Source organism: Pseudomonas sp. EA_65y_Pfl2_P74 (assembly GCF_963970575.1).
In the GTDB taxonomy this organism is placed as follows: domain Bacteria; phylum Pseudomonadota; class Gammaproteobacteria; order Pseudomonadales; family Pseudomonadaceae; genus Aquipseudomonas; species Aquipseudomonas baetica_A.
The window spans coordinates 54079-76088 of the sequence record NZ_CAXAOQ010000027.1; the positions used below are offsets into that span (position 1 = coordinate 54079).

25 protein-coding genes are annotated in these 22010 nt (G+C 60.0%); 16 read left to right on the forward strand and 9 right to left on the reverse strand.

Translation table 11 applies throughout. The features are described from left to right. Positions 1 to 4 precede the first annotated feature (4 nt). Together AACY18_RS20650 and AACY18_RS20655 are read left to right on the forward strand one after the other, a co-directional pair. Complete coding sequence (locus tag AACY18_RS20650) at positions 5 to 601, forward strand: paraquat-inducible protein A (RefSeq protein ID WP_339433132.1); 597 nt, start codon at positions 5 to 7, stop codon at positions 599 to 601. Next, entirely contained in the window at positions 598 to 1287 is a 690-nt protein-coding gene (locus AACY18_RS20655) for a paraquat-inducible protein A (protein ID WP_339465938.1), read from the forward strand. Before AACY18_RS20650 ends, AACY18_RS20655 begins: the two co-directional genes overlap by 4 nt. On the opposite strand, the gene ydiJ is transcribed toward AACY18_RS20655, so the two are convergent. After that, positions 1220 to 4246, reverse strand: coding sequence for a D-2-hydroxyglutarate dehydrogenase YdiJ (ydiJ, locus tag AACY18_RS20660; protein WP_339433130.1), 3027 nt, complete (start codon positions 4244 to 4246; stop codon positions 1220 to 1222). The genes AACY18_RS20655 and ydiJ overlap by 68 nt on opposite strands. A gap of 159 nt (positions 4247 to 4405) precedes the next feature. On the opposite strand from ydiJ, the gene AACY18_RS20665 reads away from it, so the two are divergent. Then, positions 4406 to 5290 (forward strand): LysR substrate-binding domain-containing protein, encoded by an 885-nt coding sequence (locus tag AACY18_RS20665; protein WP_221729628.1) that lies wholly within the window; start codon positions 4406 to 4408, stop codon positions 5288 to 5290. A gap of 20 nt (positions 5291 to 5310) precedes the next feature. On the opposite strand, the gene AACY18_RS20670 is transcribed toward AACY18_RS20665, so the two are convergent. Further along, a complete protein-coding gene (locus AACY18_RS20670; RefSeq protein ID WP_339433129.1) occupies positions 5311 to 5646 on the reverse strand; it encodes a hypothetical protein in 336 nt (111 codons plus the stop codon). 183 nt (positions 5647 to 5829) lie between these two features. On the opposite strand from AACY18_RS20670, the gene AACY18_RS20675 reads away from it, so the two are divergent. Then, positions 5830 to 6069 (forward strand): hypothetical protein, encoded by a 240-nt coding sequence (locus tag AACY18_RS20675; protein WP_221729626.1) that lies wholly within the window; start codon positions 5830 to 5832, stop codon positions 6067 to 6069. Between the two features lie 67 nt (positions 6070 to 6136). On the opposite strand, the gene AACY18_RS20680 is transcribed toward AACY18_RS20675, so the two are convergent. Further along, positions 6137 to 6334: a DUF2188 domain-containing protein gene (locus AACY18_RS20680; protein WP_339433128.1), complete on the reverse strand. Its 198-nt coding sequence runs from the start codon at positions 6332 to 6334 to the stop codon at positions 6137 to 6139. Between the two features lie 220 nt (positions 6335 to 6554). On the opposite strand from AACY18_RS20680, the gene AACY18_RS20685 reads away from it, so the two are divergent. After that, on the forward strand, positions 6555 to 6917 hold the full coding sequence (locus AACY18_RS20685; protein ID WP_221729624.1) for an NUDIX hydrolase: 363 nt from the start codon (positions 6555 to 6557) through the stop codon (positions 6915 to 6917). 3 nt (positions 6918 to 6920) lie between these two features. Here the strand turns inward: AACY18_RS20685 and AACY18_RS20690 are convergent, their stop codons facing one another. Further along, positions 6921 to 7163, reverse strand: coding sequence for a DUF1652 domain-containing protein (locus tag AACY18_RS20690; RefSeq protein WP_339433126.1), 243 nt, complete (start codon positions 7161 to 7163; stop codon positions 6921 to 6923). Positions 7164 to 7278: 115 nt separating this feature from the next. Continuing rightward, on the reverse strand, positions 7279 to 8178 hold the full coding sequence (locus tag AACY18_RS20695; RefSeq protein ID WP_339433125.1) for a polysaccharide deacetylase family protein: 900 nt from the start codon (positions 8176 to 8178) through the stop codon (positions 7279 to 7281). 214 nt (positions 8179 to 8392) lie between these two features. On the opposite strand from AACY18_RS20695, the gene AACY18_RS20700 reads away from it, so the two are divergent. Together AACY18_RS20700 and AACY18_RS20705 are read left to right on the forward strand one after the other, a co-directional pair. Continuing rightward, positions 8393 to 9073, forward strand: a complete 681-nt coding sequence (locus tag AACY18_RS20700) for an SOS response-associated peptidase (RefSeq protein WP_339465940.1) — start codon at positions 8393 to 8395, stop codon at positions 9071 to 9073. 267 nt (positions 9074 to 9340) lie between these two features. Next, the gene (locus AACY18_RS20705; RefSeq protein ID WP_339433123.1) at positions 9341 to 9613 is read left to right on the forward strand and encodes a hypothetical protein; all 273 of its coding nucleotides are present in this window, start codon (positions 9341 to 9343) and stop codon (positions 9611 to 9613) included. Positions 9614 to 9667: 54 nt separating this feature from the next. Here AACY18_RS20705 and AACY18_RS20710 read toward each other — a convergent pair whose 3' ends face one another. Further along, positions 9668 to 9814 carry a hypothetical protein gene (locus AACY18_RS20710; RefSeq protein WP_339433122.1) on the reverse strand — a complete coding sequence of 49 codons (147 nt, stop codon included), beginning with the start codon at positions 9812 to 9814 and terminating at the stop codon, positions 9668 to 9670. A 250-nt stretch (positions 9815 to 10064) separates the two neighbouring features. Here AACY18_RS20710 and AACY18_RS20715 point away from each other — a divergent pair, with 250 nt between their 5' ends. Beyond that, positions 10065 to 10451 carry a DUF2784 domain-containing protein gene (locus tag AACY18_RS20715; protein ID WP_339465942.1) on the forward strand — a complete coding sequence of 129 codons (387 nt, stop codon included), beginning with the start codon at positions 10065 to 10067 and terminating at the stop codon, positions 10449 to 10451. On the opposite strand, the gene AACY18_RS20720 is transcribed toward AACY18_RS20715, so the two are convergent. Next, a complete protein-coding gene (locus AACY18_RS20720; protein ID WP_339465962.1) occupies positions 10448 to 10975 on the reverse strand; it encodes a DUF3087 domain-containing protein in 528 nt (175 codons plus the stop codon). The genes AACY18_RS20715 and AACY18_RS20720 overlap by 4 nt on opposite strands. Before the next feature lie 224 nt (positions 10976 to 11199). Between AACY18_RS20720 and ppnN the strand changes: the two genes are divergently transcribed. Continuing rightward, entirely contained in the window at positions 11200 to 12573 is a 1374-nt protein-coding gene (gene ppnN / locus AACY18_RS20725) for a nucleotide 5'-monophosphate nucleosidase PpnN (RefSeq protein WP_339433120.1), read from the forward strand. A gap of 134 nt (positions 12574 to 12707) precedes the next feature. Here ppnN and AACY18_RS20730 read toward each other — a convergent pair whose 3' ends face one another. Further along, positions 12708 to 14111: an FAD/NAD(P)-binding protein gene (locus tag AACY18_RS20730; RefSeq protein WP_339433119.1), complete on the reverse strand. Its 1404-nt coding sequence runs from the start codon at positions 14109 to 14111 to the stop codon at positions 12708 to 12710. Then, positions 14112 to 14675 carry a helix-turn-helix domain-containing protein gene (locus AACY18_RS20735; RefSeq protein WP_339465943.1) on the reverse strand — a complete coding sequence of 188 codons (564 nt, stop codon included), beginning with the start codon at positions 14673 to 14675 and terminating at the stop codon, positions 14112 to 14114. Positions 14676 to 14760: 85 nt separating this feature from the next. Between AACY18_RS20735 and AACY18_RS20740 the strand changes: the two genes are divergently transcribed. The 7 genes from AACY18_RS20740 (at position 14761) to AACY18_RS20770 (ending at position 21997) form a co-directional block, all read left to right on the forward strand. Further along, entirely contained in the window at positions 14761 to 15696 is a 936-nt protein-coding gene (locus AACY18_RS20740; protein WP_339433117.1) for a DMT family transporter, read from the forward strand. A gap of 243 nt (positions 15697 to 15939) precedes the next feature. Then, positions 15940 to 18858: a monovalent cation/H+ antiporter subunit A gene (locus AACY18_RS20745; RefSeq protein WP_339465944.1), complete on the forward strand. Its 2919-nt coding sequence runs from the start codon at positions 15940 to 15942 to the stop codon at positions 18856 to 18858. After that, the gene (locus AACY18_RS20750; RefSeq protein WP_016775082.1) at positions 18858 to 19202 is read left to right on the forward strand and encodes a Na+/H+ antiporter subunit C; all 345 of its coding nucleotides are present in this window, start codon (positions 18858 to 18860) and stop codon (positions 19200 to 19202) included. The genes AACY18_RS20745 and AACY18_RS20750 overlap by 1 nt, the downstream gene beginning before the upstream one ends. After that, a complete protein-coding gene (locus AACY18_RS20755) occupies positions 19199 to 20878 on the forward strand; it encodes a monovalent cation/H+ antiporter subunit D (RefSeq protein ID WP_339433115.1) in 1680 nt (559 codons plus the stop codon). Before AACY18_RS20750 ends, AACY18_RS20755 begins: the two co-directional genes overlap by 4 nt. Beyond that, positions 20875 to 21363 (forward strand): Na+/H+ antiporter subunit E, encoded by a 489-nt coding sequence (locus AACY18_RS20760; protein ID WP_339433114.1) that lies wholly within the window; start codon positions 20875 to 20877, stop codon positions 21361 to 21363. Before AACY18_RS20755 ends, AACY18_RS20760 begins: the two co-directional genes overlap by 4 nt. After that, the gene (locus AACY18_RS20765; RefSeq protein ID WP_221729610.1) at positions 21360 to 21638 is read left to right on the forward strand and encodes a K+/H+ antiporter subunit F; all 279 of its coding nucleotides are present in this window, start codon (positions 21360 to 21362) and stop codon (positions 21636 to 21638) included. The genes AACY18_RS20760 and AACY18_RS20765 overlap by 4 nt, the downstream gene beginning before the upstream one ends. Continuing rightward, positions 21635 to 21997 carry a Na+/H+ antiporter subunit G gene (locus tag AACY18_RS20770; RefSeq protein WP_339433113.1) on the forward strand — a complete coding sequence of 121 codons (363 nt, stop codon included), beginning with the start codon at positions 21635 to 21637 and terminating at the stop codon, positions 21995 to 21997. Before AACY18_RS20765 ends, AACY18_RS20770 begins: the two co-directional genes overlap by 4 nt. Positions 21998 to 22010 lie beyond the last annotated feature (13 nt).

Sequence of the window (22010 nt, forward strand, 5' to 3'; positions counted from 1 at the left end):
ACCCATGGCCCACACCGAACACCTGATCATCTGTGAGCACTGCGACTGTGTGTACGAAAAAGTCGTGCTCACTCAGCATCAGAAGACCCTTTGCACGCGCTGCGGTGGCGTGTTGCAGCGCTACAACGGTTTGACCGCCGAACAACGGCTGGCCCTGAGCTTTACCGCGGCCATGCTGTGGTTGTTCGCCAATTTCTACCCGGTGATGAGCATCAGCATGAAGGGCCTGAAAAACAGTGCGACGCTGTGGGATTCGGTGCTGGCGCTGAGTCAAGGGCCCATCACGTTCATGGCGATGGTCGCGGCGATTTCGATCATCATCGCCCCGGCCTTTCAATTGGTGCTGTTGATCTGGGTGCTCAGCTTCGCCCTCTCTTCACGCCGAGCGCCGGGCTTCAAGGTCTGTTTGCGCTGGCTGGAAACGTTGCGCCCCTGGAGCATGCTCGAAGTCTGCCTGCTGGGGGCGATGGTGGCGGTGTTCAAACTCGCGGGGTTGCTTGATGTGTTGCCGGGCATCGGTCTGTTTGCCCTTGCCGCACTGAGCCTGATGATGATCCGCATCGCCGGCCGCGACATTCGTGATCTGTGGGACATTCCATGAAACGACCAGCGACGGCCAGCGAACTCAATCTCTGCCTGTGTCACAGCTGTGGGCTGGCCTGTGACATGAGCGACGAGCCCCAAGAGTGCCCGCGCTGTGACGCACCGTTACACCGGCGCAAGCCCCATTCACTGGCTCGCACCTGGGCCTACCTGTTTGCAGCGCTGGCGTTTTATGTGCCGGCCAATCTGCTGCCGGTGATGAACACCGTCATGCTCGGCAACGGCGCCGACAGCACGATCATGAGTGGCGTGCTGGAGTTCTGGGACGGTGGCGCGTGGGACATAGCCCTGATCATTTTCATCGCCAGCATCGCGGTGCCGGGCATCAAGTTCGTCGCCCTGTCGCTGCTGCTGATCACCGTGCAGTGCGGCAGCGGTTGGGCGCGTCGCGAACGCTCGAAACTGTTCCGCTTCGTCGAGCTGATCGGCTATTGGTCGATGCTCGACGTGCTGGTGGTGGCGTTGGTCGCAGCGCTGGTGAAATTCCAGGCGCTGGGCGATATCGAGCCGCGCCCGGGCATCCTGTTCTTCGGCATGGTGGTGGTGTTCACCATGCTCTCGGCGATGAGTTTCGACCCTCGGATGATCTGGGACAACGCCCCGGACGACGAACTGCTCAGCGACGCAGAACCGCCAGCAGCACCTGCAACGGATGGCGCAGCGCCTGATCCGACTGGCGCTTGACCTGGCTGCGGCACGAATAACCGGTGGCCAGCGCCTCGCCCTGCGCCACCGGCACATCAACCTGCCGCGCCCACGATTGCTCGTAGATCACCGCCGACGTTTCGCGGTTACGCGCCTCGTGACCATAGGTGCCGGACATGCCACAGCAGCCGGTGGCCTGAGTCGCCAGTTTCAGTCCCGCGCGTTCAAACACTTGCTCCCATTGCCGAGTGGCGGCCGGGGCGTTGGTTTTTTCCGTGCAATGGGCCAGCAAACGGAACGTCTGGGCATTGCCCTGACGAACCTGTTCCGGCATCACCTTGAGCAACCACTCCTGCACCAGCGCCACTTCCGGGCATTGCTCCATGCCGGGCACTTTCAAGTATTCCTGGCGATACACCAGGGTCATCGCCGGGTCCAGCCCCAGCAGCGGCACACCGACATCCGCCAGTTCACGCAGTTGCCGGGCATTACGCAGCGCCGCGCGGTTGAACGCCGACAGGAAACCCTGAACATGCAGGGGTTTGCCGTTGGCGCTGAACGGCGCCAGATACACCTGATAACCCAGACGCGAAATCAGTTCGATCAGGTCTGCCAGCAGCGGTGCTTCGAAGTAACGGGTGAAGGCGTCCTGCACCAGCACCACGCTGCGCTCACGTTGCGCCGCGCTCAGTGCAGACAAGGTCGCCACCGTCGCCGGTTGCACCTGCCAACGGCGCATGGCTGCGTGAAAATCAAAGCGACTGAGCAGCGGCACATCGACCATACCCCCCAAGCGTTCGAGCAGGCGGCGAATAAACGAGGCGCCCATCAAACCGTTGTACAGCGCCGGAATACGCGCCATGTACGGGATGCTGTATTCCAGCGAGGCAATCAGATAGTCCCGTGCCGGACGCAGATAACGGCTGTGATACAGCTCAAGAAACCGCGAACGAAACTCCGGCACGTTGACCTTGACCGGGCATTGTCCCGCGCAGGACTTGCACGCCAGGCAACCGGCCATGGCGTCGTAGACCTCATGGGAGAAGTCTTCGGACTGCGCACGGCTGTTGCGCCAGCGCTGCCACAGCGATGAGAAAAACGCCGGGCGGCGAATGGCATCCGACAACACATCAACCCCCGCCTCGCCCTGCAACCGCAGCCACTCGCGAATCAACGAAGCCCGGCCCTTGGGCGACTGCGAACGTTCACGGGTGGCTTTCCACGACGGGCACATCGCATCGTCCGGGTCGAAGTTATAGCAGGCACCGTTGCCGTTGCAGTGCATGGCCGCGCCGTAGCTCTGCCAGACTTTTTCGTCGATCTGCCGATCCAGTTCGCCGCGCAAAGTCACTTCGTCGATTTTCAGCAACGTCGCATCGGTATTGGCGGCAGTGGCGATCTTGCCCGGGTTGAATTGGTTGAACGGGTCAAACGCCGCCTTCAGGGCTTGCAGTGCCGGATACAGCTCACCGAAAAACGCCGGTGCGTATTCCGAGCGCAGGCCTTTGCCGTGCTCGCCCCACAGCAGTCCGCCGTAGCGTTGAGTCAACGCGGCAACACCGTCGGACACCGGGCGCACCAGCGCCGCTTGCTGCGGATCTTTCATGTCGAGAATCGGTCGTACGTGCAGCACGCCCGCATCGACATGGCCAAACATGCCGTACTGCAGGCCATGGCTGTCGAGCAAATCGCGCAACTCGGCGATGTACTCGGCCAAATGCTGCGGCGGCACGGCGGTGTCTTCGACAAACGGCTGCGGCCGCGCTTCACCGGCGACGTTGCCGAGCAGACCAACCGCCCGTTTGCGCATGCCGTACACCTTGCTCACGGCGGCCTGCCCGACGGCCAGCGTGTGGCCCAGCCGCTCAACGGTTTGATCGCTGATCAAGTGTTCGATGAAGGTCTCGACCCTGCGCTGCAAGTCTTCGGGATCATCACCACAGAACTCGACCAGGTTGATCCCCAGGGTTGGCCGCTCGGCGCTTTCCGGGAAATACTCGGCAACGCCGTGCCAGACGATGTCCTGCATCGCCAGCAGCAGGACTTTGGAGTCCACGGTTTCGATCGACAACGGTTTGAGCGCCATCAAGGCCCGGGCATCGCGAAGCGCGTCCATGAAGCCTGCGTAACGAATGTTCACCAGCATCGTGTGCTTGGGGATCGGCAGCACATTCAACTTCGCCTCGACCACAAACCCCAACGAACCTTCAGCACCGCACAGCACACTGTTGAGGTTGAAACGGTGATCGGCTTCACGCAGATGCGCAAGGTCGTAACCGGTCAGGCAGCGGTTGAGATCGGGGAAACGCTCTTTGATCAGTGCGCCCTGCTCATCGATGATCTGCCGGGCGCAGCGATAGACGTCGCCAACCCGGTCTTGCCGGGCACACAGCGCTGTCAACTCGCTTTCCTCCAGTGGCAGACCGTGCAGACGCTCGCCACCACGCAGGATCATGTCGAGTTCGAGCACATGGTCGCGGGTCTTGCCGTAGGTGCAACTGCCCTGGCCGCTGGCGTCGGTGTTGATCATGCCGCCGACGGTGGCACGGTTGGAGGTCGACAACTCCGGTGCGAAAAACAGCCCGGCGGATTTCAGCGCGGCGTTGAGCTGATCCTTGACCACCCCGGCCTGCACCCGCACCCAGCGCTGCTCAACGTTGATGTCCAGAATGCGGTTCATGTGCCGCGACAGGTCGACGACGATGCCGTCGGTCAGCGACTGCCCATTGGTGCCGGTGCCACCGCCGCGTGGTGTGATCACCACTTGTTTGTAAGCAGGCTCGGCGATCAGCCGTGCAACCCGCGCCACATCCTCGGCATCCATGGGAAACACCGCCGCTTGTGGCAGGCGTTGATAGATCGAGTTGTCGGTCGCCAACACCACGCGGCTGGCGTAGTCGGCGCTGATTTCACCGCGAAAACCGCTGGCCTTCAGGGCTTTGAGGAACTGCTGGTAATCGGCGGTCAGTGCGGTAGCGGGCGACAGTTGGGCAATCATCGGTCAGGGCATCTCAGGGCAAATTCGGGTCGTGTGGCGGTGAACAGTTGTACGCAACGAATGATTGCGTCACCCTCCGCCATCTAATGGTGCCAATGTTCATTGTTGAAGGACGCTGGGACAACCGTAAATTCGACCCGCTATCAATGACTTTTACGAATGAATCCGCGAACGCTCACGCCCTCCATGTCGTTATTGCTGGCCTTCGAGGCCGCCGCACGCCATGAAAGCTACACCCGCGCCGCCCATGAGCTGTCGTTGACGCAAAGTGCGGTCAGCCGTCAGGTGCAAATTCTGGAGAAGATGCTCGGCATGCGCTTGTTCAATCGCGAAGGTCGCAAAGTCGTCCTGACCGATGTCGGGCGCATGTATCAACGCGAACTCGCCGAAGCCCTCGGGCAGATCCGCAGCGCGACCCTGCAAGCCATGGCGTTTGGTTCCGGCATCCACAGTTTGCGATTGGCAACGCTGCCAACGTTTGGCTCGAAATGGTTGTTGCCGCGCCTCAAGGACTTCTACACCGCGCACCCGGGCATGACCGTGCACCTGCACTCACGCATCGAAGCGATTGACTTTGATACCAGTGAAATCGATGCCGCCATCTGCGTCGGCGGCGGTGAATGGCCAGGGCTGACAGCCCTGCCCCTGCACACCGAAGAACTGGTGGTGATCGCCAGTGCACAGTGGTCTGCCGCCGAGCGCAATGGCGCAGAGCAGCACATCGCCGGGCAATTGCTGCTCAACGTCAGCAGTAATGCCCAGGCATGGGCGGAATGGTTCAGCCATCACGCCTTGCCGCATCGCAGCATGCGCATCGGGCCGAGCTTTGAAATGACGTCGCACTTGATTCAGGCCGTACGCGCGAATATCGGCGTAGGCCTGGTGCCACGAATTCTGGTCGAGGAAGAGTTGTTGAATGGCGAGTTGCTGCAACTGGGAGAACCCATCACCAGTCGGCGCAGCTATTACCTGGTGTATCCACCGCGCAACGAAACTCTGCCGTCGCTGAAGGCGTTTCGGGACTGGTTGGTGGATACGCTCTGACGGTGCTCCTCAAGCAGTCGTCAGAGGCAGTCACGCACCGATTTGCGCAACGAACCGGACTTGGCCCACGGCGGCCCCTGATACAGCGATACGCGGCTGCCGTCCTTGTATTTCACGATATCGAGAATCTCGTCAGCGGTGATGATGCTGGGCGCCGTAACGCGGTAGCCGTTGGAAATCGACGTCTGCGAAGCCTTTGCAACATCCTGCTGCCATAACGGCAATACACACGCGGCATAGTCTTTGGGTGCTTTGTCACTGGTCTTGCTGAGATTAGGCTCACCCGGCACCAATGAAGCCGGCAACGAGCAACCGGCCAACATGACCAACGCCAAACTCCCGATCCATATCCGCATCATGTTTTCCTGCTTAAAAAAAAGCGAATGTATCGCGTAACGGAGTACACATCCATCATGGCCCCGCGCCCTCAATGGTGATTGGGCAATTTTCATGTCCTTTGAGCCGATGACAGACGAACTGCGCACACACCGTGAAAAATGCGACTAGTCTTTTCTACCGAGAATGTTCTGGAGATGACCATGCGGCTCAATGAATACGAACACGAACTTCAGCGTGACTTGCAAAGTGTGGCCTCGGATCTGCGATGGTCGGCCGTCGACCTCAAACGTATCGCCGAACAGTTGCGCCAGTCCGGCAACGAGGCGGATGCTCAGACCGTACTGAGATCCTGCGAGGTACTGCAGAGCGATGAAGAGCGGCTGCAACTGTATGCCAAGGAAGTAAAGGCTCGCGCCATCAGCCGTACCAAGGTTCACTGAGGCCGACGCAGCCCAAAACACAAGCCCCGGCATAAACCGGGGCTCTTTCGTTACAGGTTACAAATATTTAGCTCACGCTCTCAGTTTGAGCACGTGTCGAGCGCTTTTTGTAACCGGGGAGCGCCGCTGCATACGCCAGCGCCTCTTCTCTGCTGCGAAACGACGCCAGCCGGTCACCCTGGGTGCAGACCCGCCACGGGCCGTTGTTCACGCTGAGCACGTCATAGCCGTTCATGTGCATTTTGTTCAACATGGGAATGCTCATGGACACCTCCTGTCCGCTAACGGTTGGTTCAGCTACACGCTTTTACCTTACACCCTGATTGCGCCGAAGTGCCGACCGAGTGTCGCTATGCTGTCTGTCAGGGGTTTGGCCGTTTTCGTACAACCAAAAGCGCCAAAACCCAAGGAACCTTGAGCAAGGACCCGGCTCGAATATTGCAGTTTTATTTCATGTTTATGACATCCCGCCAAAAAGGTAACAAATGAAAGTACGCGCAACCGTTATTTGCGAGCAGGATCGACACGTACTCCTGGTGCGCAAACCCCGCTGTCGCTGGACATTGCCCGGCGGCAAGGTCGAGCCTGGGGAAACCCGAGCGGATGCGGCCATGCGTGAATTGCAGGAAGAAACCGGACTGGATGCCGACGATGTGCTTTACCTGATGGAACTGCAAACCGGGAGCACGCGGCATCACGTCTACGAGGCATCGGTATTGAACATTGACCAGGTACGCCCGCAGAACGAGATCACCGATTGCATCTGGCATCCACTGGACGCGGTACAGAACCTGGAAACCAGCGACGCGACGTTGCGCATCGTTCAGGCGTTTCAGCGGCGTTTATGAGGTTTAACCGGCAAAAGCCCTGCGTCCCGCATTGATCTCCGTGCGTAACTCACCGATGAAGTTGGAAATGTCGCGGATCGTGACGAGATGTTCCGGGGAAACACCATTGAGCAGTAACTCGACGTGACCGCTGTCGGGCTCATAGACTTTGATTTGCAATAGCCCCTGCGGCGTAGGAATGCAGTCGCATTTAAACGCGGGGAAGCCGGATTCGACAATGCGGCAAATATCGGCGATGGCAAGCATGGGCTGACGCCTCGCAGGCGATGAGAGAATCGGTCAACCCAGAAAGCATAGATGAGCCATTGGTGTCCTGCTCGATACAAAAATGCCAACCGGATCACAACATTGACCCGACGACTCAGTGGGCGTCATGATCCCAGACCCAGTTCCAGATGCCCGGTAACTCCACTTGATCCGAACTTTGCTGAACCGTGCGCGCCAGCGCGGCCTTCTCCAGCGCAGCGTGGTCATCGTAGAACGGCTTGTCCGCCAGCCTCACGCCTGTGGCGGCTGCACTGTCCAGCAGGATTTGCAGATATTCGCGAGTATGCCGCGCGGTGTAGCGATTGAGGTCATGGAAGGTCACCACCACCGGAATGACCCCGTCCACGGTTGGAAACTCACCAAGAGCGATGCGCTCCCGGACTTGCGACAACTGCCGCAACAGGTTCGCCCGGCGCCGCGGGCTGGCGTTAAACCCCCAAATCTTGCCGTCATTAGCGCTCAAATCCGTCAACAAGACGTGTAATCCATGTTGTTGATAGGCGGCAAAAGTGCGCTTGTCGTAGTTCCAGAATGGCGGACGCAATAACCGGGGTGGCGCCCCGGTAATGGCGGCGATGTCAGCCGTACCGTTGCTCAGCGACGTTTCCAGCTCCCGCGGGTCGAGCAAGCGATGATTGGTGTGCCAGTGGGTCGCGGTGTGAAAACCGAGGATATGCCCCTCCTCATGCTCGCGACGCATGATGGCGCGGCCGATCTCGCTGTCGCCTGCCCTGGGCGCACGGGTCTGGACGAAGAACACCGCTTTGATGCCCGGTTGCAGGGGGTTGTCTTTGAGGCTGTCGAGGACCGTGGCCGACGGATTCCAGAAACTCGAGGCGCTGGGGCCATCATCGTACGTCAGCAAAAAGCGCACCGGCGCTTGAGCTTTCAGGCGTGTTTCGGTTTGCGCGGTCAATTCGATGGGCGCGGCAATGCAACCGGCCAACCCCAAAACAATGGCTGCTGCACAAAGAAGTCTGAATCCGGTTGTCATGTTTCGCCTTGAGTCCGACCGCTGCGGTCACGTTGTCGATTGGCAAAACTCCTTCGCCCTTACCCTTCCCTGCGCCCGGTTCTGCGAGCCGAGGCTGGATAAGGTACACAGGGTTTGGTTCCGGCGCTCGCTCAGTTAGCCAGTGTCTGCTCAAGACAAGGATTGAGAGCGCATCAGCGACTAAGCTGAAACCGTCCAACCGGAGATTCAGCCCATGTGCGCAAGACTCTCGCAGTACCGTGGCATTCACGATTTCGTTGCTGTGCTGAGCATCCCGGATGCGTTGCTCAATCATGTGGGCGACGCGCCGCTGAATCGCTACAACGCGGCCCCGACCACTTCGCTGGCCGTGCTCCATCAGCACGATCAACGACTGTGCGCTGACAACCTGCGCTGGGGCTGGCGCCCACACTGGGCCAAGGATCGCGCAGCGCCAATCAACGCGCGAGTGGAGAAAGTCGCCCATGGCCCATTCTTCCGGGCCATCTGGCGGCATCGCTTGATCGTCCCGGTCGACAACTGGTTTGAGTGGGTGGATGCCGAGGATAAAACCCGACAACCGTGGCTGATCCGTCGGGCCGATCACGGACCAGTTTTCTGCGCCGCCATCGGACAACTTCCTACATCCGGCACGCAGGCGCGGGACGACGATGGATTTGTGATCATCACTGCGGACAGCGTCGGCGGCATGCTTGATATCCATGATCGTCGACCTGTGGTGTTCTGCGCAGATTTGGTGCGCGAATGGCTCGATCCAGCAACGCCCGTCGAACGCGCCGAACATATGCTTCTGTTCGAAGGCGAACCGTGGGAGACGTTCGAATGGTACAAAGTCGCTAAAACCGTAGGAAATTCACGCAATCAGGGCGCCAGGCTAATAGAACAACTGACCTGAATGTTCTTTGCATCAATTTATTTAAAAAGATTCGAATCAATAGTGATTCCGTTTCATTACAACAAGCGTTTCAACAATGACACAGCCCAATGCGAAACAGTCGTTTGAACGAACTAACCGCCTGTCAGACATTTCAACCGTCATACATACATTTAGAGGCGCTAGCGATAGCATGCGCGCCGCATTTCCATTTGGCATATCAGTTGACCGAAGAGTCAACAAAACCAGGAATCCCCAACAACTTTTTCAAACCTGCAGAGAACCAAGTTGCGCGACGATTTTGCAATCAAACAGGCCAACGACCTGGAGTGTATTCATCTGTCCATGACAGAACGCTTTCAACTCGACTGTTTTATCGGCCACTACATAAAAACCCGAAACCTGCGTGCCGTTCCCGACATCGAACGTATCCTGCGCACCACCCTCGAAGAGTATCCTGGTCAGGCACCGGTGATGGTCAACGAACTCAATGCCTGGATCGACAAAACCCTGGGATATCGGGCCTCACACCCCGATTTCACGCAGATGGACGATCTCTGAAATAACGAAAAGCCCCGCTCAGGCTTTGATGCGGGGCTTTTTCGCAAGAATCAATTACAACTTGCGATCAGGCTCCGATAGCTCTCTGCCGTCATCGTGTTTCCAGGTTTGCTCCTTGTGCTTCTCCCGCTCTATTTCTTCTTGCGTCGGCTCATCCGTCTCATCGTCATCCCGTTCAGGATGCTCTTGCTCAGTCGTCATGCACACCTCCTGCCACAAGTAAATTACCCTCCTTACAGCGTAGAGCAGTTTCACGCGGGCAACTTACAACCACCAGCGTCTTGAAGAAACCTACTGCGCGGCAACCGTGAATCGCAGATAACGCTCTCCATCCAGAAAAGCCGTTGATAACGGTGCCATTAAAAAACCTCTCTGGCTTGAACAAGCTTGCGCCATTGCCCAAGGCCTGCGCGTAACATAACGCCTTTCACAATCGCGTCAGGGAGACAACATGCTGTACCGAATCGCAGCCGACGGGCTGGTGCTGTTTCATTTGTTGTTCATTGTGTTCGTGCTGTTCGGCGGGTTGCTGGTGCTCAAGTGGCCACGGCTGATGTGGTTGCACTTGCCCGCCGCCGCGTGGGGCTTCGCGGTCGAGGTGTTGCACCTGACCTGTCCGTTGACCTACTGGGAAAACCTGATGCGCCACGGCGCCGGACAGACCGAATACGCCGGTGGATTCATCGAGCATTACATCTGGCCGATCATCTACCCGGCCGGGCTGACACCGCAGATTCAACTGGCACTCGCCAGCGTGGTGCTGGCGGTCAACCTGTTGGTCTATGGGCGGCTGATCCGCTCGTGGAAACTGCGCCGAGCCAGGCGCATTCCGTTTTAACGCGACGCGGATTTCAAGGCTTCCAGCCACGCCGGATCGAGGCGTGGCTGATCGATATCAAGCCCCAACGCCTGCATGCTTTCCTTATGCTGCTCAACTTCCCGCCATAGTTGCCCGTGATCACTGGAGTTACCGTCCAGTTCATGCATCTGGGTCAGCCCCAGATGATAGAAGCGCAACACCTTCATCGCCGTCGGATCGTTTTTTTCTACCGCCGCCGTCACCTGATGCATCACATTGGTGACACTCATCAGGCTACGCTTGAGCCGCCAGCTATAAACAGCCGGGGCCATCCAGCTCTGATTCCAGAATCGCCCGCGCAACAGCCCCGCCGTCAACAGGAACGCGACAAACACCCCACCGACATTGAACCGCAGATTATCGCCGCCAGGCTCACCGAACAGCGCCACTGCCACCGTCGAAAACAACATCGCCAGCACCAGAAACAGCACGGCGATGATGATTGTGCTGCGGCGGGTCTGCTGGCGAAAAGTAGCGGCATCCATCGGCTGAATTTCAAACATCACGAATGACTTCCTTGAGCGGCAAAAAAGGGCAACGGAAAAAACCGGCCGGGGCATTATCGCCTCTGCGGCGGATTTAGCTATGCTGGGGCTCCTTTTCATCTTTTTATCAATCAACGGGGACATGGCGGTACAGCGCAGATCGTGCCATCTTCATTCATGGATACACACTATTCGGATGCCATCGCCTCGTCTTGAGATGACATCGTTTTAAGGATCATTGCATGACCCAACGACACGTAATCAACGCCTCGGTCAGCCCGAAGGGCAGCCTGGAAACCCTTTCTCAACGTGAAGTTCAGCAACTGAGCGAAGCCGGATCCGGCAGCACCTACACCCTCTTCCGCCAGTGCGCCCTGGCCATCCTCAATACCGGCGCGCATGTCGACAACGCCAAGACCATTCTTGAAGCCTACAAGGATTTCGAAATCCGCATTCACCAGCAGGATCGCGGTGTGCGCCTGGAGCTGCTGAACGCTCCCGCCGACGCCTTCGTCGACGGCGAAATGATCGCCAGCACCCGGGAAATGCTGTTCAGCGCTCTGCGCGACATCGTCTACACCGAGAATGAACTCGACAGCCAACGCATCGACCTGAGCACCTCGCAAGGCATCAGCGACTACGTCTTCCACCTGCTGCGCAACGCTCGCACCCTGCGCCCGGGTGTCGAGCCGAAAATCGTGGTGTGCTGGGGCGGCCACTCGATCAACACCGAAGAGTACAAATACACCAAGAAAGTCGGCCACGAACTGGGCCTGCGCAGCCTCGACATCTGCACCGGTTGCGGCCCCGGCGTCATGAAAGGCCCGATGAAGGGCGCGACCATCGCCCACGCCAAACAACGCATTCATGGCGGTCGCTACCTCGGCTTGACCGAGCCGGGCATCATCGCCGCCGAAGCGCCCAACCCGATCGTCAACGAACTGGTGATCCTGCCGGACATCGAAAAACGCCTCGAAGCGTTCGTGCGCGTTGGCCACGGCATCATCATCTTCCCGGGCGGCGCCGGTACTGCTGAAGAGTTTCTGTACCTGCTGGGCATCCTGATGCACCCGGACAACGAAGGCCTGCCGTTCCCGGTCGTACTGACCGGGCCGAAACATGCCGCACCGTATCTGGAGCAACTCGACGCGTTTGTCACCGCCACCCTTGGCGAAGCCGCAAAACAGCACTACGAAATCATCATCGACGACCCGGCCGAAGTCGCGCGCCAGATGACTCAGGGCCTGAAAGCCGTGAAGCAATTCCGCCGCGAGCGCAACGACGCCTTCCACTTCAACTGGCTGTTGAAAATCGAGGAGGGGTTCCAGCGTCCGTTCGATCCGACCCACGAAAACATGGCCAACCTCAAACTGCACCGCGATCAGCCGCCACACGAACTGGCGGCCAACCTGCGCCGGGCGTTCTCCGGGATCGTGGCCGGCAACGTCAAGGACAAGGGCATTCGCTTGATTGAAGAACACGGGCCGTACCAGATCCGTGGTGACGCAGCGATCATGCAACCGCTCGATGCGCTGCTCAAAGCTTTCGTTGCGCAGCACCGGATGAAACTGCCGGGCGGCGCGGCGTATGTGCCGTGTTATCAAGTGGTCGCGTAAGCTTTCAGCCGCTACACAACCCTGTGGGAACTCGCTTGCTAGCGAATAGGCCAGACCAGTAGACAGAGATGTTGAACCTGCTGGCCTCTTCGCAGGCAAGTCCGCGAAGAGGCCCTGATCAGCAACCTCAATCCTCAGCCTTGCTCAGCACACAATCGCATCGCCAACGCCTTCGCCTGTAACGCCACATCGGTCACTGCCGTACTCTCCCACCACATCCCGCGCAACGGCGGGCCCATGGCGAACAGCCGATTCGCTGCCTGCCCGTGTTCGTTCAGCACTGCACCATCAATCGCAGCCGCGATCCCCAACGCCAACGGCCCCGGTCGCACCAATCCCCGCGCCAGCAACTGCTGCGGCAACGGTCGCGCCACCCGACGCCAGTCATACTCGATGCCACTGGAATTGATCAGCGCAGCGCCATGAACTACACAGGTTTGAGCCTCACCACGGCGACGAATGCGAATACTCACACCGTCCGCCACGCACGTTTCAAGCCCTTTGAAAGAAGCCGCCTGAATCCGCAACCGCCCCTCGCCCTGCAGCCGTTCGACCAACTGCGCACTCAGCGGCGGCGAACGATGGTGATGACTCTCCCACCACGGCCGCACATGCCGTACGAATTGTCGACGCTGCACGTCAGTCGCCTGACTCCACAAGCGTCCGATGTGAGCGCGCACCGTGTCCAGAGGCGCCTGCCAATCAATGCCTTGGGCGATGGCCTCACGGCAATGCCGACGCAATTCGCGCAGCAACTGCCGTGGCGAGCGAATGCCAGGATCTTCAGCGAGGAAATCCACCCAAACCGGTGGTTGGCGCCGTACGTGAGGCAGCAAGCCGTGACGGGAAAACACCTCGATAGGCCCGCGATGCCCGGCCTGTTCCAGTGAGACCACGGCATCGACCATGGTCAGGCCGGAGCCGATGATCAGCACGGTCGATTGCGGATCGAGTTGGCGCATGGCCGCGACGTCCCAAGGGTCAAGTGCGGTGGCGTTGAGGCCACTAGATTCTTTCTGCGGCGTGCGTGCGGCGGGAAACATGCCTGTGGCGAGCACAGCAAATGCGCCGTGTAAAAGTTGACCGTCACTCAAGGTCAAGTGCACTGAATCCGCATCGGCGTGCAGATCGACGACCTCCGCGCGGACATGCTCGACTGTCGAGCCTTGTTGCGCACCGGCATTGCGGGCTTCGGCTAACCGTTGTTGCACGTAAACGCCGAACAATCCACGAGGCGGGAACAACTCACTGACAGGTACATTTTGCTCAGCCGACTCCGGCCAGCCACCAGCGGCAATATGCTCGGTCAGCCACTGCGTCAGGTCATTGGGGTTATCCGGGTCGACGCTCATTCGCGCCGCGTTGCCATTAAGCGTATGGCCAGGTTCGACTGCGCTGTAAGCCTCGCCGCGCCCCACTTCGGCGCGCGGTTCAATGATCAGAATCTTGCGTTGACCGGGCAGACGCAGCAATTGCACCGCCAGCATCGTGCCGCTGAGGCCGCCGCCAATAATCAGGATATCTGCGCTCTGACTCATTCAGATCACCACATTACGGACAAACCGCGCCGCCACATCCCCATCATTGCGATAGGCGTGCGGCTGGTTGCTGGCGAACATGAAAAACTCACCCGCGTTGATGTGCTGCGGTTGATCGCCGAGCATTAACGTCAGGCAGCCTTCAAACACGTAGATCTGTTCGCTCCAGCCGTCGGCATCCGGTTGCGAGGGATAGACCTCACCGGGTTGCAGGCACCATTCCCACTGTTCGACTTCGCGGGTCGCGGTAGCCTTCGACAGCAATACCGCTTTGCTGCCGGGGATGACACCGGCCCACGCCACCTCGTTGATGCGGCTCGGATCGCGCGCGTCGGATGCCTGGATCAGATCACTGAAGGCGACGTCGAGTGCTTCGGCGACGCGGTCGAGGGTGGTCAGGCTGACATTCTTTTCGCCCGCCTCGATCGCCACCAGCATGCGCCGGCTCACCCCGGATTTTTCCGCCAACGCGGTCTGGCTCATGTCTGCCGCGTGGCGCAGACGCCGGACGTTCTGGCTGACGTGTTGCAGGACGGACGCTCGTTGGCTGGAATCTTTGGGCACTATATTGCTCACTCGGTGGGGTTGGGCAGTATACTGCGCAACGTTGGGCGCATTGTGCGTCCTGCCTTTTATAGTGCGCAAGGTCATGACGTCAGTGAATCGCCCCGACACCTCCCTCCGTTTCTCCCGTTTCAGCAAAGCCGAGTGCGTGCTGGTGCTGATCACCATGGTCTGGGGCGGCACTTTCCTGCTGGTGCAACACGCGATGACCGTCAGTGGGCCGATGTTTTTTGTCGGTCTGCGATTCGCCGCTGCGGCGTGCATCGTGGCGCTGTTCTCTTGGCGCCATCTGCGCGAACTGACCCTGTTCGAACTCAAGGCCGGCGCCTTCATCGGTGTGGCGATCATGCTCGGCTACGGTTTGCAGACGGTCGGTCTGCAATCGATCCCGAGCAGTCAGTCAGCATTCATCACCGCGTTGTACGTGCCGTTCGTCCCGTTGCTGCAATGGCTGGTGCTCGGGCGGCGACCGGGGTTGATGCCGAGCATCGGTATCATGCTGGCGTTTACCGGTTTGATGCTGCTGTCGGGGCCGTCGGGGGCCTCGCTGAATTTCAGCCCCGGGGAAATCGCCACGCTGATCAGCGCCATTGCCATTGCGGCCGAAATCATTCTGATCAGCACTTATGCCGGGCAAGTCGATGTGCGCCGGGTGACCGTGGTGCAGTTGGCGGTGACGGCTGTCTTGTCGTTTCTGCTGGTGGTGCCGACGAACGAAGCGATTCCGGACTTTTCCTGGACGCTGCTGGTGACCGCACTGGGACTGGGCGCCGCGAGTGCGGCGATTCAGGTGGCAATGAACTGGGCACAGAAGAGTGTATCGCCGACGCGGGCCACGTTGATCTATGCCGGTGAGCCGGTGTGGGCCGGGATTGTCGGACGGATTGCCGGTGAGCGCTTGCCAGCGATTGCACTGCTGGGCGCTGGGTTGATTGTGGCGGCAGTGATTGTCAGTGAGTTGAAGACCAAGGGTAAAGCTGCCGAAGCAGAGACTGAGCTGGAGCGGGAAACTCAGGGTTAAACCAGGCTGGGTGCTGTCCAACGCATTGCCTTCGCGAGCGAGCCCGCGCCCACAGGTATTGTTTGTCCCCCGTGAGCGTAAGCCTTCTCGCGATGGGGCCATCACTGGCAACTTCCTTTCCTGCGAAACAATGCCAAACAGAAATTTCCAGACTATTTTGTAGGATTCTGAGACATCCTGGCGTTTGGTGATCGGGGAGCTGGCACGTATGATGCTTCACAAACTTCCGCAGATTAGAAGCCTATGTCCCTGATAGTTCTACTGCTTCTGCCTTTCATAGGCAGCTGTCTGGCAGCGGTGCTGCCACACAATGCGCGTAATACCGAATCCCTGTTGGCAGGTCTGGTCGCTCTGATCGGCACCGTCCAGGTCGCGATGCTGTATCCGCAAATCGCCGATGGCGGCGTCATCCGCGAAGAGTTCATGTGGCTCCCCAGCCTGGGGTTGAACTTCGTCCTGCGCATGGACGGCTTCGCCTGGTTGTTCTCGATGCTGGTGCTCGCCATCGGCACGCTCGTCTCTTTATATGCCCGTTATTACATGTCTCCGGACGACCCGGTGCCGCGTTTCTTCGCGTTTTTTCTGGCGTTCATGGGCGCCATGCTCGGGCTGGTGATTTCCGGCAACCTGATCCAGATCGTGTTTTTCTGGGAGCTGACCAGCCTCTTCTCATTCCTGTTGATCGGCTACTGGCACCACCGCGCGGACGCCCGCCGCGGTGCCTATATGGCATTGATGGTTACAGGGGCCGGTGGACTATGTCTGCTGGCGGGGGTCATGATCCTCGGCCATGTCGTCGGCAGCTATGACCTGGACAAGGTCCTGGCCGCCGGCGATCAGATTCGCGCACATGCCCTCTACCCTCTTCTATTACCTCTCATCCTCATCGGCGCACTCAGCAAAAGTGCCCAGTTCCCCTTCCACTTCTGGCTGCCCCATGCGATGGCGGCGCCAACGCCAGTCTCCGCGTATCTGCACTCGGCAACCATGGTCAAGGCAGGGGTTTTCCTGCTCGCGCGCCTGTGGCCGTCGCTGTCCGGCACTGAAGAATGGTTCTACATCGTCAGCGGTGCCGGCGCATGTACGCTGTTGCTCGGCGCCTATTGCGCGATGTTCCAGAACGATCTCAAGGGTCTGCTGGCCTACTCGACCATCAGCCATCTCGGCCTGATCACCCTGCTGCTGGGGCTGAACAGTCCGCTGGCCGCCGTCGCGGCGGTGTTCCACATCCTTAACCACGCCACGTTCAAGGCCTCGCTGTTCATGGCGGCAGGCATCATCGACCATGAAAGCGGTACTCGCGATATCCGCAAACTCAGCGGCCTGATCAAACTGATTCCGTTCACAGCGACGCTGGCCATGGTTGCCAGCGCTTCGATGGCCGGCGTGCCGTTGCTCAACGGCTTCCTGTCGAAGGAGATGTTCTTCGCCGAAACCGTGTTCATCAACGCCACCGCGTGGGTCGAAGCGGCGTTGCCGATTGTCGCGACCATCGCCGGTACGTTCAGCGTCGCTTACTCGCTACGCTTCACCGTCGATGTGTTCTTTGGCCCGCCAGCCACCGACCTGCCGCACACCCCGCACGAACCACCCCGCTGGATGCGTGCGCCGGTCGAACTGCTGGTGTTCACCTGCCTGGTCGTGGGGATTTTCCCCGCGCACGTGGTCGGCCCGCTGCTTGCAGCCGCCGCGCTGCCCGTGGTGGGTGGCACCTTGCCGGAGTACAGCCTGGCGATCTGGCACGGTCTGAACGCCCCGATGATCATGAGCCTGATCGCCATGTCCGCCGGCATCGTCGTCTATTTGTTGCTGCGCAAGCAGCTCAAGCGCGGGCGCTTCAAATATCCGCCACTGATAGGCCGCTTCAACGGCAAGCACCTGTTCGAGCGCAGTCTGGTCGTCATGATGCGCATGGCCCGCAGGGTCGAGCGCCGACTCGGCACCCGTCGCCTGCAAATGCAATTGTTTCTGGTGGTATTGGCGGCGGTGCTCGCGGGCCTGATTGCGATGTTGCACAGCAGCCTGAGCTGGGGCGACCGGCCGAAAATCCCCGGCTCCATCGTCTTCGTGACCCTGTGGCTACTGGCAATTGCCTGCGCCCTTGGTGCCGCCTGGCAAGCCAAGTATCACCGTCTCGCGGCTTTGACCATGGTCAGTGTTTGCGGCCTGATGACCTGCGTGACCTTCGTCTGGTTCTCCGCACCGGATCTGGCCCTCACGCAATTGGCGGTCGAAGTGGTCACCACGGTACTGATCCTGCTAGGCCTGCGCTGGTTGCCACGACGGATCGAGGAAGTCTCGCCACTGCCGAGCACCCTGCGCAAGGCGCGCATTCGTCGTCTGCGCGACTTGCTGCTGTCGATTGCCGTCGGCGGTGGCATGGCACTGCTGTCGTACGCCATGCTCACGCGCCAGACACCGAACGACATTTCCTCGTTCTACCTCAGTCGCGCCATGCCTGAGGGCGGCGGCAGCAACGTGGTCAACGTGATGCTGGTGGACTTCCGTGGCTTCGATACCCTCGGCGAAATCACCGTGCTGGTCGCGGTGGCGCTGACCGTGTTTGCCTTGCTGCGCCGCTTCCGCCCACCGAAAGAGAGCCTGCAACTGCCCGCACAGCAACGCCTGCTGGCGCCGGACGTGGTCACCGATCTGGTCAACCCGCGTACGGCCAGCGATACCGCGCTCGGCTTCATGATGGTGCCAGCGGTGCTGGTACGACTGCTGCTGCCGATTGCTCTGGTGGTGTCGTTCTACCTGTTCATGCGCGGCCACAATCAGCCGGGCGGCGGTTTTGTCGCCGGCCTGGTGATGTCGGTGGCGTTCATCCTGCAATACATGGTGGCCGGTACGCAGTGGGTCGAGGCGCAAATGAGCCTGCGACCACTGCGCTGGATGGGGACGGGGTTGCTGTTCGCCACGGCGACCGGACTCGGAGCGCTGGCGGTCGGCTACCCGTTCCTGACCACGCACACCTGGCATTTCGCATTGCCGCTGCTGGGCGAGATCCATATCGCCAGTGCGCTGTTCTTTGATATCGGCGTGTACGGCGTGGTGGTCGGTTCGACGCTGTTGATCCTCACCGCCCTCGCCCACCAATCGGTGCGCGGGCACAAGACCGCATCGTTGCCCAAGTCCGTCGCCAGCAAAGGAGCCGTCTGATGGAAGAAGTCATCGCAATCGCCATCGGCATCCTCGCCGCGTCCGGCGTCTGGCTGATCCTGCGACCACGGACCTTTCAGGTGGTCATGGGCCTGTGTCTGCTGTCATACGCGGTCAACCTGTTCATCTTCAGCATGGGCAGCCTGTTCATCGGCAAGGAGCCGGTGATCAAGGACGGCGTGACGCAAGATTTGCTGCATTACACCGACCCGCTGCCACAGGCTTTGGTATTGACGGCGATCGTCATCAGCTTCGCCATGACCGCGTTGTTTCTCGTCGTTCTGCTCGCCTCGCGCGGCCTGACCGGCACCGACCACGTTGACGGCCGGGAGCCTAAAGAATGATGGCGATGACTCACCTGATCGCCGCACCGATTCTGCTGCCGCTGCTGACCGCCGCCATCATGTTGATGCTCGGCGAGAAACACCGACCACTGAAGGCGAAAATCAACCTGTTCTCCAGCCTGCTCGGCCTGTTCATTTCCGTGATGCTGCTGCAATGGACGCAGAACACTGGCGTGCCCGGCTCGATCGGCGTGTACCTGCCGGGCAACTGGCAGGCGCCGTTCGGCATCGTGCTGGTGGTCGATCGCCTGTCAGCGTTGATGCTGGTGCTGACCGGGATCATCGGCGTCAGCGCCCTCCTCTTTGCGATGGCGCGCTGGGATGGCGCGGGCTCAAGCTTCCACGCATTGTTCCAGATTCAGTTGATGGGCCTGTATGGCGCGTTCCTCACTGCTGATCTGTTCAACCTGTTCGTGTTCTTCGAAGTGCTGCTGGCCGCGTCCTACGGTCTGTTGCTGCACGGCTCCGGCCGGGCGCGGGTGTCGTCGGGTTTGCATTACATCTCGATCAATCTGCTCGCCTCGTCGCTGTTTCTGATCGGTGCGGCGCTGATCTATGGCGTCACCGGTACGCTGAACATGGCCGATCTGGCCCTGAAAATCCCACTGGTGCCGGAAGCCGACCGCGGTTTGCTGCACGCCGGTGCGGGGATTCTCGCGGTAGCGTTCCTGGCCAAGGCCGGTATGTGGCCGCTGAACTTCTGGCTGGTGCCGGCGTACTCTTCGGCCAGCGCGCCGGTGGCGGCGATGTTCGCGATCATGACCAAGGTCGGCGTTTACACCCTGCTGCGCCTGTGGACCCTGCTGTTCTCCGGGCAGGCTGGGGCTTCGTCCTTCTTCGGTGGCGACTGGCTGATCTACGGCGGCATGGCGACGATAGCGTGCGCAGCGCTGGCGATTATTGCTGCGCAACGGCTTGAGCGCATGGCTAGCCTGAGCATTCTGGTGTCGGCGGGGATACTGCTGTCGGCCGTGGGTTTCGCCCAGCCGAACCTGATCGGCGCGGCACTGTTCTATCTGGTCAGCTCGACCTTGGCGTTGAGCGCACTGTTCCTGCTGGCTGAGTTGATCGAGCGCTCACGCTCGGCCAACGAGATTGCGCTGGAAGACGAAAGCGAACTGCTGCCACGCCCGCAGGAATCGCTGCAACCGCCCAAAGGCATCAACCTCGATGACGAGCAGAAAGCCGTGGTCGGTCAGGTCATCCCGTGGACCATGGCGTTTCTCGGCCTGAGTTTCATCGCCTGCGCGTTGCTGATTATCGGCATGCCGCCGCTGTCCGGATTCATCGGCAAACTCAGCCTGATCGGTGCGCTGCTCAATCCGCTGGGGCTGGGCACTGACGCGCCGATTTCCAATGCGGCATGGGCACTGCTTGTGCTGCTGATCCTTTCCGGGCTGGCGTCGTTGATGGCCTTCTCGCGCCTCGGCGTCCAGCGATTCTGGACGCCGCAAGAGCGCCCTTCACCGCTGTTGCGCAAACTCGAATGCACGCCGATTTTCCTGTTGCTGGGGTTGAGCATCCTCCTCACGTTCAAGGCTGAGCCGCTGCTGCGCTACACCCAAGCGACCGCTGATGCCTTGCACAACCCGCAGCAGTACGTGATGGCCGTGCTCGGCACTCGCGCCGTACCGAGCCCGGAAGCCAAAGCCGCCATCCTGGAGGTACAGCCATGAAGCGCGTGTTTCCTGCACCGTTGTTATCCCTGGCGCTGTGTGTTTTGTGGCTGACGCTGAATCTGTCGGTCAGCCCCGGTAATCTGCTGCTCGGCATGATGCTGGGTTTTGCTGCGCCGCTGATGATGCGTAAATTGCGTCCCAAACCCGTGCGCATTCGCCGTCCCGGGACGATCCTGCGTCTGCTCCTGCTTGTCGGCCGTGATGTGGTGATGTCCAACCTGATCGTGGCATGGGGCGTGCTCAACGCCGGCCGCCGCCCGCCGCGCTCGTGTTTTGTCAAAGTGCCGCTGGACCTGCGCGATGCCCACGGCCTGGCTGCGCTGTCGATGATCTGCACGGTAGTGCCCGGCACGGTGTGGTCGGAACTGTCGCTGGATCGCAGCATTTTGCTGCTGCACATTTGGGATCTGGATGATGAAGCGCAGTTCATTGAGCACTTCAAGACTGCTTACGAGCGGCCGTTGATGGAGATTTACGAATGAGCCCGTTCCTGTCGAACGCGATCCTGCTGACGCTGTTTTTGTTCTCGCTGGCAATGGTGCTGACCCTGATCCGCCTGTTCAAAGGGCCGTCGGCGCAGGATCGGGTGTTGGCACTGGATTATCTGTACATCGTTGCAATGCTGATGATGCTGACCCTGGGCATTCGTTACGCCAGTGACACTTACTTCGAAGCGGCGCTGCTGATTGCGCTGTTCGGCTTCGTCGGCTCGTTTGCCCTGGCGAAATTCCTGCTGCGTGGCGAGGTGATCGAATGAACGCTGAATGGTCTCTGTGGGTCGAGATTGCGGTGGCGATCCTGCTGGTGCTCGGCGGTGTGTTTACGCTGATCGGCGCGACCGGATTGCTGCGGATGAAAGATTACTTCCAGCGCATGCACCCGCCAGCACTGGCCTCGACGCTGGGTGCATGGTGCGTCGCACTGGCGTCGATCATCTGCTTTTCAGCGCTGAAATCCGGGCCGGTCCTGCATGCCTGGTTGATCCCGATTCTGCTGGCGATCACCATGCCGGTGACCACGCTGCTGCTGGCGCGGGCGGCGTTATTCCGCAAGCGCATGGCAGGGGATGACGTGCCGGCTGAAGTCAGTAGCCGGCGGACTGAGAACGGCAGTTAGTTTGCAATCATCC

Bases quoted from the DNA above. Each gene is read 5' to 3' on its own strand.
- AACY18_RS20720 (WP_339465962.1), bottom strand. From the start codon at position 10,975: ATGTTTGAAATTCAGCCGATGGATGCCGCTACTTTTCGCCAGCAGACC.
- AACY18_RS20690 (WP_339433126.1), bottom strand. From the start codon at position 7,163: ATGCTTGCCATCGCCGATATTTGCCGCATTGTCGAATCCGGCTTCCCC.
- AACY18_RS20700 (WP_339465940.1), top strand. From the start codon at position 8,393: ATGTGCGCAAGACTCTCGCAGTACCGTGGCATTCACGATTTCGTTGCT.
- AACY18_RS20740 (WP_339433117.1), top strand. From the start codon at position 14,761: ATGACGTCAGTGAATCGCCCCGACACCTCCCTCCGTTTCTCCCGTTTC.
- ydiJ (WP_339433130.1), bottom strand. From the start codon at position 4,246: ATGATTGCCCAACTGTCGCCCGCTACCGCACTGACCGCCGATTACCAG.
- AACY18_RS20695 (WP_339433125.1), bottom strand. From the start codon at position 8,178: ATGACAACCGGATTCAGACTTCTTTGTGCAGCAGCCATTGTTTTGGGG.
- AACY18_RS20665 (WP_221729628.1), top strand. From the start codon at position 4,406: ATGAATCCGCGAACGCTCACGCCCTCCATGTCGTTATTGCTGGCCTTC.
- AACY18_RS20710 (WP_339433122.1), bottom strand. From the start codon at position 9,814: ATGACGACTGAGCAAGAGCATCCTGAACGGGATGACGATGAGACGGAT.
- AACY18_RS20730 (WP_339433119.1), bottom strand. From the start codon at position 14,111: ATGAGTCAGAGCGCAGATATCCTGATTATTGGCGGCGGCCTCAGCGGC.
- AACY18_RS20770 (WP_339433113.1), top strand. From the start codon at position 21,635: ATGAACGCTGAATGGTCTCTGTGGGTCGAGATTGCGGTGGCGATCCTG.
- AACY18_RS20655 (WP_339465938.1), top strand. From the start codon at position 598: ATGAAACGACCAGCGACGGCCAGCGAACTCAATCTCTGCCTGTGTCAC.
- AACY18_RS20685 (WP_221729624.1), top strand. From the start codon at position 6,555: ATGAAAGTACGCGCAACCGTTATTTGCGAGCAGGATCGACACGTACTC.
- AACY18_RS20680 (WP_339433128.1), bottom strand. From the start codon at position 6,334: ATGAGCATTCCCATGTTGAACAAAATGCACATGAACGGCTATGACGTG.
- AACY18_RS20755 (WP_339433115.1), top strand. From the start codon at position 19,199: ATGATGGCGATGACTCACCTGATCGCCGCACCGATTCTGCTGCCGCTG.
- AACY18_RS20760 (WP_339433114.1), top strand. From the start codon at position 20,875: ATGAAGCGCGTGTTTCCTGCACCGTTGTTATCCCTGGCGCTGTGTGTT.
- AACY18_RS20765 (WP_221729610.1), top strand. From the start codon at position 21,360: ATGAGCCCGTTCCTGTCGAACGCGATCCTGCTGACGCTGTTTTTGTTC.
- AACY18_RS20650 (WP_339433132.1), top strand. From the start codon at position 5: ATGGCCCACACCGAACACCTGATCATCTGTGAGCACTGCGACTGTGTG.
- AACY18_RS20675 (WP_221729626.1), top strand. From the start codon at position 5,830: ATGCGGCTCAATGAATACGAACACGAACTTCAGCGTGACTTGCAAAGT.
- AACY18_RS20670 (WP_339433129.1), bottom strand. From the start codon at position 5,646: ATGCGGATATGGATCGGGAGTTTGGCGTTGGTCATGTTGGCCGGTTGC.
- AACY18_RS20750 (WP_016775082.1), top strand. From the start codon at position 18,858: ATGGAAGAAGTCATCGCAATCGCCATCGGCATCCTCGCCGCGTCCGGC.
- AACY18_RS20745 (WP_339465944.1), top strand. From the start codon at position 15,940: ATGTCCCTGATAGTTCTACTGCTTCTGCCTTTCATAGGCAGCTGTCTG.
- AACY18_RS20715 (WP_339465942.1), top strand. From the start codon at position 10,065: ATGCTGTACCGAATCGCAGCCGACGGGCTGGTGCTGTTTCATTTGTTG.
- ppnN (WP_339433120.1), top strand. From the start codon at position 11,200: ATGACCCAACGACACGTAATCAACGCCTCGGTCAGCCCGAAGGGCAGC.